Raw genomic sequence first — 13,596 nt, 5'->3', positions numbered from 1 at the left:
TTATACGGCTTTTAAGCTCAGGTCGAGATTATATACAGAATGTGTAAGCGCTCCGCTGGAAATAAAATCTACGCCACATTCAGCATAATTTTTAGCGGTTTCCAATGTAATACCACCACTAGATTCTGTAAAACATTTCCCATTGATAAGATCAACGGCCTGTCGGGTTTCTTCATAATTGAAATTATCTATTAAGATTCGATAAATTCCATCAGATCTTAAAATCTCTTTAATTTCCTGGATATTTCTGGCCTCCACAATAATTTTAAGATCCAGGTTCTTCTCCTTTAAATAAGTTTTTGTTTTATCTATTGCTTTGGTTATACCTCCTGCAAAATCTATATGATTGTCTTTAAGCATAATCATATCATACAACGCAAAACGATGATTCTCTCCTCCTCCTATCTTTACAGCCCATTTTTCAATGGCTCTAATTCCAGGAGTCGTTTTACGAGTATCAAGAATTTTAGTTTTTGTACCTTCTAATTTCTGAACGAATTCTGCTGTTTTAGTGGCAATAGCACTCATACGCTGCATCGCATTTAAAACCAGTCTTTCAGACTTTAATATAGACTGTGAAGAGCCTTCCACATAAAAAGCGATATCACCTTTTCTTATCAAATCACCATCCTTCATTTTGAGATTGATCTTAAGGTCTGGATCTACGTATTGAAAAACTTTCTTAGCAAATTCTATACCTGCCAAAACTCCCTGGTCTTTTACCAGTAATTTGGCTTTTCCAATCGCACTTTTGGGAATACAGGCGAGGGAGCTATGATCACCATCACCTATATCTTCCCTTATCGCATTTTTTATAATTAAATCAATTTCTTTTTCAAATTGTTCCGGTGAGATCATTTTCTCTGCTTATTTTTGTAAATGTAGTAAAGTCTGTACTAAAATCACGGGATGACCATAAAATTAGTCTGTATTGGAAAAACAGATAAAAAAGAGCTGGAAGCGTTGATAAAAATCTATTCAGATAGGCTTCAGCATTATATAAAGTTTGAGTTTGAGATAATTCCGGATCTAAAAAAGACCAAAAATCTGGATGAAAATCAGCAGAAATCAAAAGAAGGTGAATTAATCCTTTCTGGAGTTCAAAATTCAGATTTCGTTGTATTGCTTGATGAAAACGGAAAACAATTCTCTTCGGAAAGCTTTTCAGAATATATTCAAAAACGAATGAATACAGGATTGAAAAGACTGATATTCGTCATTGGAGGGCCGTATGGCTTTTCAGAAGAAGTATATAAAAGAGCCGATTCAAAGATTTCGCTATCAAAAATGACATTTTCGCATCAAATGGTGAGATTATTCTTTACTGAACAATTATACAGGGCATTCACTATATTAAAAAATGAACCTTACCATCATAGATAATCCAGCAATATGAAATTAGTTTTTGCAACTCATAATCCGAATAAATTCAGGGAAATTAAAAGTCTTGTCCCCAAGCATATTGAACTTCTTTCACTTTCAGATATCAACTGTAATGAAGATATAGAAGAAACCGGTGATACTATTGATGAAAATGCCATGATAAAAGCAGATTACGTTAGAAACCACTATGGCTACGATTGCTTTGCTGATGATACGGGGCTTGAAGTACATTCGCTTGCCGGTGCTCCCGGAGTTTATTCTGCCCGATATGCGGGTGACGAAAAAAATGATGAAGCCAATATAGAGAAGTTATTAGAGCAGCTCAAAAAACGTGACGATAGAACCGCACGCTTTAAAACAGTGATAGCTCTTAATTTAAAAGGAAATCAAAATCTTTTCACCGGGATTTGTGAAGGTGAAATTTTAGAGGAGAAAACTGGTACTAAAGGTTTTGGCTACGACCCAATTTTTCTTCCAAACGGATTTGAAAGTAGTTTTGCTGAAATGGAGCTTACTGAAAAGTCTAAAATTAGTCATCGCGGTATCGCATTTAGAGAATTGATGGAGTATTTATCTAAGTAATCAATCTTAGCAAATATGAAATTACCCAAAAAACACTGATTTTCAAATACTTAAATAATTTTATACATAATCAAAATAAAAGACTATATTTGCCGCTTGAAATTCCTCAGGGTGAGGATGTGTTGCTAGAAGTTTAGGTTTTAAGTATGTCGATTCGCTTCTTATGTAACACTTACATATCATAATCGAATACTTACATAAAACGAATGAACGCATTCCAAAAACTTGGACTTGACGCAGACTTGCTTAAGGCCATCGAAGACATGGGATTTGAAACCCCAAGTGAAGTACAGGAAAAATCAATCCCAATTTTATTAGAAAAAGAAACAGATCTTGTTTCTTTAGCACAAACCGGAACAGGTAAAACTGCTGCTTTTGGTTTCCCGCTAATTCAAAAAATTGATGCCAATTCTAAAAAGACTCAGGCGTTAATCCTTTCTCCTACCAGAGAGCTTTGTTTACAGATCACTAACGAGATCAAGAATTACTCAAAGTATAAAAAATCTTTAAATGTAGTTGCCGTTTACGGTGGCGCCAGTATAACAGATCAAGCTAGATCTATTGAAAGAGGAGCTCAAATTATTGTAGCTACTCCAGGTAGAATGCAGGATATGATTAGAAGAAGGTTAGCTAACATTTCCTCTATCGGGTATTGTGTCCTTGATGAGGCTGATGAGATGCTGAACATGGGATTCTATGAGGATATTAAAACCATTCTTTCTCATACTCCTAAGGAAAAGAAAACATGGTTATTCTCTGCAACTATGCCTAAGGAGGTTGCTAAGATTGCCAAAAAATTCATGACAGATCCTATTGAAATAACTGTAGGGTCTAAGAACAAAGGAACCTCTAACGTTTCTCACGAGTATTACCTGGTGAATCACCGTAACAGATACGATGCCTTAAAAAGGCTTGCAGATGCTAATCCGGAGATATTCTCAGTAATATTCTGTAGAACAAAAAGAGACACTCAAAAGGTTGCTGAAAAGCTTATTGAAGATGGATACAATGCAGCGGCACTTCACGGAGATCTAAGTCAGAATCAGCGTGATTTGGTAATGAAGAGTTTCAGAAGCCGCCAGATCCAGATGCTTGTGGCTACAGATGTAGCTGCTCGTGGTATTGATGTAGATGATATTACTCACGTAATCAATTATCAATTACCTGATGAAATAGAAACCTACACTCACCGTAGTGGTAGAACTGGTAGAGCCGGTAAGCAAGGTGTTTCTATGGTGATCATTTCAAAAAGTGAAGTTCGTAAGATCAGAACTGTTGAAAAGATCATTCAGCAAAAATTTGAAGAAAAAACTATTCCAGACGGAAAAGAGATTTGTAAAACTCAGCTTTTCCATTTAGCGAATGATATCAAGAAAACAGAGATCAATCACGATATTGATCCTTATTTACCAACGATAAATGAAGCGCTGGAAGATTTCACTAAAGAAGAATTGATCAAAAAATTCTTTTCTGTAGAATTTACCCGTTTCTTTAATTATTACGAAAAAGCTCCAGATCTAAGTGCAGAATCTGTTGGGGGAAGACCTCCTGTTTCTGAAGGGAACACGAGATATTTCATCAATATTGGATCTAAAGATGGGTTTGACTGGATGAGCCTGAAAGATTTTCTTAAGGAACAGTTGGATCTTGGTAGAGATGATGTATTTAAAGTTGATGTAAAAGCCAGCTTCTCTTTCTTTAATACCGATGAGCAGCATACAGATCTTATTCTGAAGACTTTTAGCGAATTTAATCATAACGGTAGATTCGTTAACGTTGAAGTTACTAAAGATCAAAAATCTGAAAGAGGTGGAGGCCGAAGAAAAGAACGCGGTGGCGGCGGAGGAAGAAGAAACTCTAAAAGCTACGACGATAATAAAGGTGGAAAATTCAGCGGAAAAAGGAGATCAGACAGAAACAACGATAAAAAAGGTCCAAGAAAAGGAAGCCGAAATAAAAATATTGATAATTCTGTAAAAAGGAGAAGATCTAAAGCTTAATTAAAATAATTTAATAGATGCCAAACTTAAATCCATAAGTTTGGCATTGTTTTTTATAAGGATTTTATATTTTTAGCCCCGATTGTTATGAAAAACACTTTACTACTATTTTTCCTCCTGTTAACAGGCTACGCATCTGCACAGGATATCGTTTCGGGAACTGTCATGAATGCTGCAAACGACAAGCCTATTGAGAATGTGCATATTGTAAATCTAAACCAGGTGAAGGGTGCAGTCACCAAAGAAGATGGAGGATTCGAATTACAGGCAACTGTAAACGATACCTTATATTTCTCTTACTTAGGTTTTAGATCTATTCGAGTTCGAGTGACGAACGACTGGTTAAAGTATGGTAATGTAAAAGTAAAGATGACCGAATTAGGTTTTGCACTTGAAGAAGTGACCGTGAACTCTGTAAAACTTACTGGATACCTGGAAATTGACGCAAAGAACATACCTATCTATGATAATTACAGATATAGTATTTCCGGGTTAAATAGCGGCTACGAAGGTGGTGATGGCTCTCCAAATGCAGTTACAAAAGCTTTGAGGTCTTTATCTAATCCTGCAGACCTGGTTTATAATATTTTTGGAACGAGACCTAAGCAAATGAGAAAACTTAGGCAAATGAAAAAGGATGATAATATTAGAGATCTCCTTAGAAATAAATTTGACCGGGAAACATTAATGGCCCTGCTACAGGTAAATAGAGCCGAAATAGATGAGATTCTTAATAATTGCAATTATTCAGAAGATTTCATGAAAACTGCAAATGATCTCCAGATTCTGGATGCCATAAATAGTTGCTACGAAGAATATAAAGTACTTCAGAAAAATTAGCGGGATTCTAATAGCTTTTTTAAGTCTTTTAAACCCTGATCAAAATTTTCACCCAGCGCTTTTTCAGGAGAATAAAATATACTTATAATTGTTAACGGAAATGCCAAATGCCCTTTGGTACCCCACACCATTTTTGTTTTTTCAGCTTCTAACTCTTTTACACCTATATAAGTCAAAGCATTAACTTTTACCGGCTTTACAAATAGAATTTTAGTTTCGTATACTCTGCCCTGTTTGGCTTTTGTAACTCGTTGAATCCCCTCGCCTACCTTACTGTTTCCTTTCCAATAAAAACTAGAACCAACCTTCCCGTCGTTACCCTTATATTTCATTATAGCATTCGAGTCTCTTTGAAACCAGGGATTCCATAAAGGCTGATTTTTAAGCTGTCTTACGAAAGTAAAAACCTCTTCTCTGGGTTTTTTTATCACCACTGTTCTACTCACATCATAATCCTTCTTGACCCAGGCATGCAAAAATGCAAAAAAAGTTATAAGCGCAATTATTAAATAAAAAAACAGAGTCATGGAATAGCTTTAAAGGCGATTAAAAGTTACAAATATTTACTGATTCAAGAAGTGTTCAATGATCTCTTCTGAATTTTTTACTGTTTTTTTAGTCCAGTTCATTCTGATTAGATTTTTTTCTTCTTCTGAAAATTGCCATTCGACACCTGACTTCCTCAGTTTAGTGGTTAAGCTTTGTAATATAATAGCCGCTGAAACTGAAATATTCAAACTTTCGGTAAATCCAACCATAGGTATTTTAACAGTAGCATCCGCTTCTCTCATAACTTCTTCAGACAACCCGTCTTTTTCAGTTCCGAAAAAAAGAGCTGCCGGAGTAGAAATATCAAAATCTTCCAGTAACTGGGAATCGTCATGCGGACTGGTAGCGACAATGCGATAACCTTTCTTCTTCAAGTTTTTTAAACAGGTCGTGGTAGAAGTATACCTGTTAATATCTACCCATTTCTGAGCTCCCATTGCGATTTCCTTATCTATTCTTCGTGGAATTTTCTCCTCGATCACGTGGATATTCTGAATCCCGAATACATCACAGCTTCTAACCACCGCACTGGTATTATGTAATTGATAAACATCCTGCGCAACTACAGTTAAATGATCTGTGCGTTGCGCCAGAACCTTTTCGAATAAAGCTTTTCTTCTGGGAGTTAAAAAACTCTGTAAATGATCTAAAGTATTTTTATCGTTCATAAGAAAGCTAAAATTAAAAAAGCCCAACTTAAAGTCGGGCTTTTATCTATGAAAATTTGAATTCTTACTGATTAGATCCAATATTTCCCTGAGCGATAAGTGTTTCTAGATCCTCTGCACTTTGGTGTACATTTATGTAACCGTCATAAGCGATAAGATCTTCGTAAGAAATACTTTCTTCCGCATCAGTTTCAGAAATATTGCTCATACTCATCCCTGAAGCACCTTCAACAGAAGTCAAGGTAACAGCTATGTCGCCCGGTGCATCGGCTACAGCTCCCATGTGTATATGTGCCGGATGTGTATTCCCTTCTTCAGTTCCTTCAAGATCTAAGACCACTAAAGCTTCACCATTCGCTCTTTCAAGAAATGTAGCAGTTCCGCTAATCCCTTCAACATCTTTTGTAGCGAGCTCATAACTTACAGACTCTCCGGTAAGTTCATTTTCTCCGATATCTCCCTGTGCAAGAAGTGTATCAAGATCCTCTGCGCTGTTATGGATATTTATATATCCGTCAAAGCTCACCAAAGTCTCAAAGTCAATTTGGGTTCCATCATCAAGGCTTGAAATTTCAGTGGCACTTATACCTGTCTCACCATCTACAGGTTCAAGAGAAATAGCAATATCCCCTCCTTCTGCTGCTGAGTTAAAATGAATATGCGCCGGATGTGAATCACCTGCCTCGGTACCTTCAACCTCTAATTCCAATAATACAGAATTGTCTTCCAGCTCTGTAAATGTTGCCGTACCGGAAACTCCAGAGTCTGAAATTTCAGAAAGTTGAAACTCTTTGGTTTCTCCTTCAAATGGTGGATCAATGGGTGTGTCATCATCACTATCACATCCTACAAAGGCAATTACTGATAATACTAATAAACCAAACTTCTTCATTCTAAAAATAATTTTGAGTTTTATATTTAATTCAATCCTAAGATGGGAGAAGTTGCAAATCGTTGCGTCAATTTTTAACTGAATAAAACTATTTTCTGTAGAGTACTGGCAGCCAAATGCATGATATATTATTTTAACTTAAATTTAATTTTTAAGACTACAAGACTGTTCAATTTGAATATATTAAGGCTAAAATAAAAGCATGAAAAGAATAGTTGTACTTACCGGAGCCGGAATTAGCGCTGAAAGTGGTATTAAAACTTTCAGGGATGAAAATGGATTGTGGGAGGGGCATGATGTGATGGAAGTAGCTTCTCCGCTGGGCTGGAAAAATAATATTGAGCTGGTTCTTGATTTTTACAATCAACGAAGAAAACAGTTACTACAGGTAAAACCCAATGCCGCACATCAGGCTTTAGTCAAGCTTCAACAAGCTTATGACGTCCAGATTATCACCCAAAATATTGATGATCTTCACGAAAGAGCAGGAAGTTCGAAGGTTACCCATCTCCATGGTGAATTACTTAAAGCCAGAAGCAGTTTTGATGAGAATCTTGTAATGGACTGGAAAAAAGATATAAAGGTTGGTGACTTTTGCGAGCATAATTTTCAGTTAAGGCCACATGTAGTTTGGTTTGGTGAAGCTGTACCAATGTTTCAAAAGGCTGCAGAGATCGCTGAAACTGCCGATATTGTGATCGTGATTGGCACCTCGATGCAGGTATATCCGGCTGCCGGACTTGTTGATTTTGTTCCACGGTCTTCCCCAATTTATTTTATAGATCCCAAACCAAATATTTCTGAAAGCAAAAACCTGGAGATTATAAAGAAAACAGCAGTAAAAGGTGTTCCTGAACTTATAGAAAGACTTTTAAATGAGTAAAAATGAATGGTGAAAAGCTTTTACTTAATATGGATCTTAGTATTGCAGAGAGAAGATTTGCAGCTAATTTAATCCTGGAAAATCAGGATCTTCTTGATGAATTAATCGTTTTTATCAATAAAAATGAAAGTAAGCTCGCTCTTCTAGCGTTGAGAGCCATTGAAGTTCTAGCACAAAGCCATTTTGAGATTATTCATAAATTCATCCCGGAACTAATCCATTCGGGAAAATTATATTCTGATTCATCTTCAAGGAGATGTCTTGCAAAGATCTATGGTTTTGCTATTAAAGAGAATTCAAATAAAATTTCTGGGTTTAAATTAACTTCAGAATTAAAAAAAGAGATCATAGAACTCTCATTCCTTTGGTTGATCTCCATTGAGAAAACTGCGGTCAAAGTATTTTCCATGCAAAACATTTATGATCTAAAAATGGAAGAACACTGGATTGCTCAAGAACTTATAGGCGTCATTGAAAAGGAATTCCCAAATTCTTCCCAAGGATTTAAACCCAGAGCCATAAAGATTTTAAGGAAATTGAGAGAGTAGTTTTTTAGTAAAATTTGAAGCGGTATCTTTACGACTTTAATTTTTAAAAGTAAAAGATGACATCCCTTTCTGCAATTTCACCTATAGATGGTCGATACAGGTCTAAAATCGAAAAACTTTCAGCCTATTTTAGTGAAGAAGCCCTTATAAAATACCGAATTCTTGTTGAAGTTGAATATTTCATAGCTCTATACGAAGAAAAGCTACCTCAACTACAAGATGTTGACACCGAAAACTTCAAAAAATTAAGGGAGTTGTATAAGAATTTCACTCCGCTTGATGCACAAGCAATAAAAAAGATTGAAAAGATCACTAATCATGATGTGAAGGCCGTAGAATACTTTCTTAAAGAAGAGTTCGATAAACTTGGAATGGAAACTTCCAAGGAATTTATACATTTTGGTCTTACTTCTCAGGACATCAATAACACGGCTATTCCTTTGAGCCTAAAAGAGGCTATTGAGGAAGTTTATATGCCTTCTATTAACGAGGTTGTTGAGAAATTAGAATCTCTTGCTTCTGAATGGAAAGATATTCCTCTTTTAGCCAGGACACATGGTCAGCCGGCTTCCCCTACTCGTCTGGGTAAAGAGATTAAAGTATTTGCAATAAGACTGAAGGAGCAAATTAAACTTTTGAACCAGGTACCACACGCAGCTAAATTTGGTGGTGCTACAGGAAATTATAACGCTCACAAAGTGGCTTACCCCGATACCGACTGGAAAAAATTCGGCAGCAATTTTGTTGAAAAGAAACTGGGTTTACATCATTCTTTTCCTACTACCCAAATTGAACATTACGATCATACCGCAGCTTTGTTTGATGCTTTAAAAAGAATCAATACTATTTTATTAGATCTGGATCGAGATATCTGGACTTATGTCTCTATGGATTATTTTAAACAAAAGATAAAAAAAGGGGAAATAGGTTCATCTGCAATGCCACATAAGGTAAATCCTATTGATTTTGAAAATAGTGAAGGTAACCTGGGAATTGCTAATGCGATCTTTGAACACCTGGCAGCCAAACTTCCTGTAAGCAGATTGCAGCGTGATCTAACAGATAGTACCGTTTTAAGGAACATTGGAGTGCCTGTTGGTCACACTATTATCGCTTTTAAATCTACTTTAAAAGGCTTGAATAAGCTTTTATTAAATAAAGAAAAGTTGAATGAGGATCTTGAAAACAACTGGGCAGTAGTTGCTGAGGCAATTCAAACCATTTTAAGAAGGGAAGGTTACAAAAATCCGTATGAAGCTTTAAAGGGCTTGACCAGAACCAATGAAAGAATTACAGAAAAAAGCATGCAGGAATTTATTGATCAACTGGATGTATCAGACGATATAAAGAAGGAGCTTCATAAGATTACTCCTCAAAATTATACAGGAATATAAATAAGAAAAGCCCCGAAATCGGGGCTTTTCTTTTTCAACTAATTAAATACTACATTTTAGTAGTATCATTTTTTTTTAAAGCATCTTCTGCTTTATCTCCAATTTCAATTTTGCTCTCAATTCTAATAGAATCCTTTTCTTTAGAAGAATTTCCAAAAATCTCACTAAGGTCTTTAATTCCTTCTACATTTATATCATCACCATCCAGGGATTTCATAAGCTCCATGATCTTTTGAGGATTCATATTCTCTCCTAAAACTCTTGCGACCCCTAGCCCCTTCTCATCATCATATCCGTACACAATTAATTCGTCTATAGCATCTTCCTTCCCGGTAAAATAGAGAGCAGCTTTTCTATTTCCGCCACCGTACTTCATTAACAACTGGTATTTCTCATCTTTAAAGATTTTGTCCAGTTTCACTTTCTCCTCTTCAAATTTGTCAGGATCTTCTTCTTTTTTCAGAGCTAAAACATTGATCTTTTTAATGCTCTCCATAGTCTCTTTCTCCTCAACCTCGAGTGAAGAACTATTCGCAAACATACTCGTAGGGATGTCTAAAGCGAGAAAATCTGTGTCTTCCTGATTCTCCACATAATACTTTTGAAGTGACTGCTCATTATTACAGGAAGCTAGAACAGCCATAAATAGTATTGCGAATAAAAATTTAAATGATTTCATCTGTTTTGTTATTAGTTTTCAATTAGTTTTAACCAAAAGGATCAAGAATTTAGTTTGACTTATCTATGATTTTTTGTTTGCTTTCTTTAACTGTTCAGCTCCTGGCACTTTAAGATCTGATGTTAACTTAGATAGTTGTGATAAATCAATTTCACCGGTAATACTTAAAATCACGGTCATTGGCTTATCATTTTCAGAACCTTCAAGAAACATAAACAATTCTCTAACATAATTATCATTCTTACCTGGTAATGAATAGAATTTAATATTCTGGCCATTATCATTCACTCTCATCAATTCTTCCAAAGAACCTTTTTGAAGGTAAGATTTCACATCGGTTTCCATCTGAGACATTATATTGGCATTTGAGGACTTATAGATCTGGATACGATCTAGATTCTCAATAAGCTTCATATACTCTCTAGCCTCCGGATCGTTTTCACTTAAGTCCACTTTTGCCAGCATTTTAAACATTTTACTGGTCATTACCATGGCATCTACCTCTTTCATATCTTCATACTTGTCAAAATTCTGAGATTGCGAAAGCATAGGAGCAATGGCTAACAGGAGGGTAATTACTAATCTATTCATGATTTCTGTTTTTAGTCTATTTCTATTATTTTATTCTTGGTGTTATTAAATTCTTTAAGATATACGAGATCTGATTTTCCTTCATTCATAAATTGAGAAACCATATTTAATGTCTCCTTTGTTTTCTGTAGAGCCAGTTCTTCATCACTTATGGTTCCTAAGTCATTGTTATTAAGCATACGGGACGAATCACTATAGAAAAAGATACCCAGGGCTACAATAAGTATTGCCGCTATAGAGGTCCAGGCATACCGGTTTTTAGCCGAATTTATTTTGGGTTTCTCTTCAAATGTCTCTTCTGCTTGTTTCGCTGAAAACGCGAACATTAATTTATAACTCATCAAATGTTCCGGAACGTCTTCATTTGAAAAATACTCACGAAGCAACTTTTCCTCTTTTAGTGAGGTCTCACCTTCATCATAACGATTCAGGAGTTTTTCAATATTATCTAATTCCATAGTTATGTTTCTTAATTAAATTTTCTCTGATTGCTTTTCTAGCCCTGGACAAAGCTACTCTAATGGCGGTCTGCTTCATTTCCATAATTTTGGCAATCTCATCATATTCATAATGTTCTATATCCCTTAACTGAAATACCATCTTCTGTTGTTCTGGCAATGTGGCAACAATCTTGCCTAACCACTCCATTTCATCATTGACTTCAATTTCAGATTGAAGAGAGGTATTTTTACTTTCATAATTCTGATGTACTATTCTAAGATTATTATTCTGTTTCAACTTTAACTGATCTAAACAGTAGTTTTTAGTCATCGTCATTGCAAAAGCTTCAATATTGGCATAATGATTGATTTTATCTTTACGGTTCCATAATTTCAGAATCGCTTCCTGAGTAGCATCTTCGGCTGCTTCTTTAGAAGTTAACAGTCTAAGAGCCATTCGATACATTTTATCCTTTACAGGATTTATAATATTCAGGAAGGTACTTTCTTTCATATTGGTTGCGGTTAGTTCACTATCGCCTTCTTAATATTACGACGAATGATAAAGAGATTTGTTACAATTAATTTTTTAATTGTGAATATGTGACTATTTTTAAAAAAAATTGAGAAAAATTATTAATCCTAAATTATATTATGAAAATATATAACTATTTAATGCTTTTTGTCCTGGCTGGAGGTCTTTTTACCTCCTGTGATAAAAACGATGATACTATCGATGAGATAGATGATTCAACAACCGGAGTTGAACAGACGCTGGAACTGGAAATTAAAAATTTTGAGTATGAAGCGATGGATATCTGGTATTTGTACAAAGATGAAATTCCGGAGTATAACGACGATTTTTTCGCCAATCAGGAAGAATTAAACGTATGGCTGGATGAATTTGATTCTCCTGAAAGTCTTTTTTATGACGGATTAGTTTATCAATACGAGGTAGTTGATGAATTTAGCTGGATTGTTGATGATTATGAAGCATTGGAGAACCGTTTTGCAGGTGTAAGCACCGGTACCGGTTTAGATTACGGTCTGTCCCGTTATTGTACTGGTTGTGATGAAGTTTTAGGTTATGTACGTTATGTTATTCCTAATACTCCGGCTGCTGAGGCTGGATTCGAAAGAGGAATGGTTTTTACTGAAATTGACGGGCAACAAATAACTGTTTCCAATTTTCAAACTTTATTAGCTCCTGAAACCCTGACTTTTGGTCTTGGCGAAATTGGAGAGGGTGATATTGTAAGTACAGATCAAACCATTACTGTAACCAAAGCTACTATAAATGAAAATCCCGTACATGTTGCTAAAACTCTAAATGTAGATGGCATCAAGGTTGGATATTTAATGTATAACAGTTTTACTGCTGATTATGATGATGAATTAAATGAGGCATTTGCACAGTTTCAAGCAGATGGTATTACTGAATTGGTTCTGGATTTGCGTTATAATGGAGGTGGTCGAGTTTCCTCTGCCGTAGCTCTGGCAAGTATGATTACTGGTCAATTTGAAAATGAAGTGATCATTAGAACGAGATATAACAGTTTTCTGGAATCTCAATTTGATGAAGACGATAAGGTAACCCGTTTTAATTCTAAGCTAAATAATGGTGCTCAGGTGAATAGTCTTAATTTGAATAAAGTATATGTACTTGCCACTGGTTCATCTGCGTCGGCAAGTGAATTAATAATTAATGGTTTAGCTCCGTATATTGATGTAGAGCATATTGGAACCAAAACTGTTGGTAAAGTTCAGGCGTCAGTGACGTTATACGATGCAGAGTTCCCATATACTAATAAAAATCGTATAAACACTGAACATAAATATGCTTTGCAACCATTAATTTCTACTTCGGTTAACGCGGACGGGAATGCATTCCCTGAAGGGCTCATTCCGGATATTGAGCAACAGGAGTTTATTAGTACTTATGGAACCTTAGGAGATCCAAGTGAACCTTTGCTTGCAGTTGCTCTTAATGAGATTAGCCCGGGCTCTACAAGATCTGCATTAGAGTTTTCAAAAGCATATATGCCGGTAAGATTGGTTAGTGAGAAAGGTGCAGAATCACCTGATTATCAAAAAATGTATGTTGATGAAGTAAGCTTGCCAAAATTAAAACAGAAAAATAATTAGAA

The 13,596-nt window shown here is 35.6% G+C and carries 16 protein-coding genes; 8 read left to right on the top strand and 8 right to left on the bottom strand.

Annotated features, from left to right (window positions below; genetic code table 11):
- Nucleotides 1–858, bottom strand: coding sequence for a carboxylating nicotinate-nucleotide diphosphorylase (gene nadC / locus GFO_RS05185; RefSeq protein WP_011708995.1), 858 nt, complete (start codon nt 856–858; stop codon nt 1–3).
- Nucleotides 859–909: 51 nt separating this feature from the next.
- On the opposite strand from nadC, the gene rlmH reads away from it, so the two are divergent.
- The 4 genes from rlmH to GFO_RS05165 all read left to right on the top strand — a co-directional run bounded on the left by rlmH (nt 910) and on the right by GFO_RS05165 (nt 4,805).
- On the top strand, nt 910–1,383 hold the full coding sequence (gene rlmH, locus GFO_RS05180; protein WP_011708994.1) for a 23S rRNA (pseudouridine(1915)-N(3))-methyltransferase RlmH: 474 nt from the start codon (nt 910–912) through the stop codon (nt 1,381–1,383).
- A 9-nt stretch (nt 1,384–1,392) separates the two neighbouring features.
- A complete protein-coding gene (locus GFO_RS05175; RefSeq protein ID WP_011708993.1) occupies nt 1,393–1,965 on the top strand; it encodes a non-canonical purine NTP diphosphatase in 573 nt (190 codons plus the stop codon).
- Between the two features lie 206 nt (nt 1,966–2,171).
- On the top strand, nt 2,172–3,965 hold the full coding sequence (locus GFO_RS05170) for a DEAD/DEAH box helicase (RefSeq protein WP_011708992.1): 1,794 nt from the start codon (nt 2,172–2,174) through the stop codon (nt 3,963–3,965).
- 87 nt (nt 3,966–4,052) lie between these two features.
- Nucleotides 4,053–4,805 carry a carboxypeptidase-like regulatory domain-containing protein gene (locus GFO_RS05165; RefSeq protein ID WP_011708991.1) on the top strand — a complete coding sequence of 251 codons (753 nt, stop codon included), beginning with the start codon at nt 4,053–4,055 and terminating at the stop codon, nt 4,803–4,805.
- On the opposite strand, the gene GFO_RS05160 is transcribed toward GFO_RS05165, so the two are convergent.
- The 3 genes from GFO_RS05160 to GFO_RS05150 form a co-directional block, all read right to left on the bottom strand.
- Complete coding sequence (locus GFO_RS05160) at nt 4,802–5,332, bottom strand: SRPBCC family protein (protein ID WP_011708990.1); 531 nt, start codon at nt 5,330–5,332, stop codon at nt 4,802–4,804. The two genes, GFO_RS05165 and GFO_RS05160, sit on opposite strands and share 4 nt — an antisense overlap.
- Nucleotides 5,333–5,368: 36 nt before the next feature.
- Nucleotides 5,369–6,022 carry a TrmH family RNA methyltransferase gene (locus tag GFO_RS05155; RefSeq protein ID WP_011708989.1) on the bottom strand — a complete coding sequence of 218 codons (654 nt, stop codon included), beginning with the start codon at nt 6,020–6,022 and terminating at the stop codon, nt 5,369–5,371.
- Nucleotides 6,023–6,086: 64 nt separating this feature from the next.
- On the bottom strand, nt 6,087–6,914 hold the full coding sequence (locus tag GFO_RS05150) for a CHRD domain-containing protein (protein ID WP_011708988.1): 828 nt from the start codon (nt 6,912–6,914) through the stop codon (nt 6,087–6,089).
- A gap of 202 nt (nt 6,915–7,116) precedes the next feature.
- Here GFO_RS05150 and GFO_RS05145 point away from each other — a divergent pair, with 202 nt between their 5' ends.
- Genes GFO_RS05145 through purB form a run of 3 tightly spaced genes read left to right on the top strand, consistent with a single transcriptional unit; the run spans nt 7,117 to nt 9,739 of the window.
- A complete protein-coding gene (locus GFO_RS05145) occupies nt 7,117–7,797 on the top strand; it encodes an SIR2 family NAD-dependent protein deacylase (protein WP_011708987.1) in 681 nt (226 codons plus the stop codon).
- Nucleotides 7,798–7,799: 2 nt separating this feature from the next.
- Nucleotides 7,800–8,345, top strand: coding sequence for a hypothetical protein (locus GFO_RS05140; RefSeq protein WP_011708986.1), 546 nt, complete (start codon nt 7,800–7,802; stop codon nt 8,343–8,345).
- A 56-nt stretch (nt 8,346–8,401) separates the two neighbouring features.
- Nucleotides 8,402–9,739 (top strand): adenylosuccinate lyase, encoded by a 1,338-nt coding sequence (gene purB / locus GFO_RS05135; RefSeq protein ID WP_011708985.1) that lies wholly within the window; start codon nt 8,402–8,404, stop codon nt 9,737–9,739.
- A gap of 49 nt (nt 9,740–9,788) precedes the next feature.
- Here purB and GFO_RS05130 read toward each other — a convergent pair whose 3' ends face one another.
- The 4 genes from GFO_RS05130 to GFO_RS05115 form a co-directional block, all read right to left on the bottom strand.
- Entirely contained in the window at nt 9,789–10,418 is a 630-nt protein-coding gene (locus GFO_RS05130; RefSeq protein WP_011708984.1) for a DUF4252 domain-containing protein, read from the bottom strand.
- 63 nt (nt 10,419–10,481) lie between these two features.
- Complete coding sequence (locus GFO_RS05125) at nt 10,482–11,009, bottom strand: DUF4252 domain-containing protein (protein ID WP_011708983.1); 528 nt, start codon at nt 11,007–11,009, stop codon at nt 10,482–10,484.
- A gap of 11 nt (nt 11,010–11,020) precedes the next feature.
- On the bottom strand, nt 11,021–11,467 hold the full coding sequence (locus GFO_RS05120) for a hypothetical protein (protein ID WP_011708982.1): 447 nt from the start codon (nt 11,465–11,467) through the stop codon (nt 11,021–11,023).
- Nucleotides 11,454–11,963 carry an RNA polymerase sigma factor gene (locus GFO_RS05115; protein ID WP_011708981.1) on the bottom strand — a complete coding sequence of 170 codons (510 nt, stop codon included), beginning with the start codon at nt 11,961–11,963 and terminating at the stop codon, nt 11,454–11,456. Before GFO_RS05115 ends, GFO_RS05120 begins: the two co-directional genes overlap by 14 nt.
- Before the next feature lie 140 nt (nt 11,964–12,103).
- Here GFO_RS05115 and GFO_RS05110 point away from each other — a divergent pair, with 140 nt between their 5' ends.
- A complete protein-coding gene (locus GFO_RS05110) occupies nt 12,104–13,594 on the top strand; it encodes a S41 family peptidase (protein WP_011708980.1) in 1,491 nt (496 codons plus the stop codon).
- Nucleotides 13,595–13,596 lie beyond the last annotated feature (2 nt).

The sequence above is a fragment of the Christiangramia forsetii KT0803 genome (genome assembly GCF_000060345.1).
Lineage (GTDB): Bacteria > Bacteroidota > Bacteroidia > Flavobacteriales > Flavobacteriaceae > Christiangramia > Christiangramia forsetii.
The sequence above is the reverse complement of the archived record's forward strand: the minus strand, read 5'-3'. Positions and strand labels throughout refer to the sequence as shown.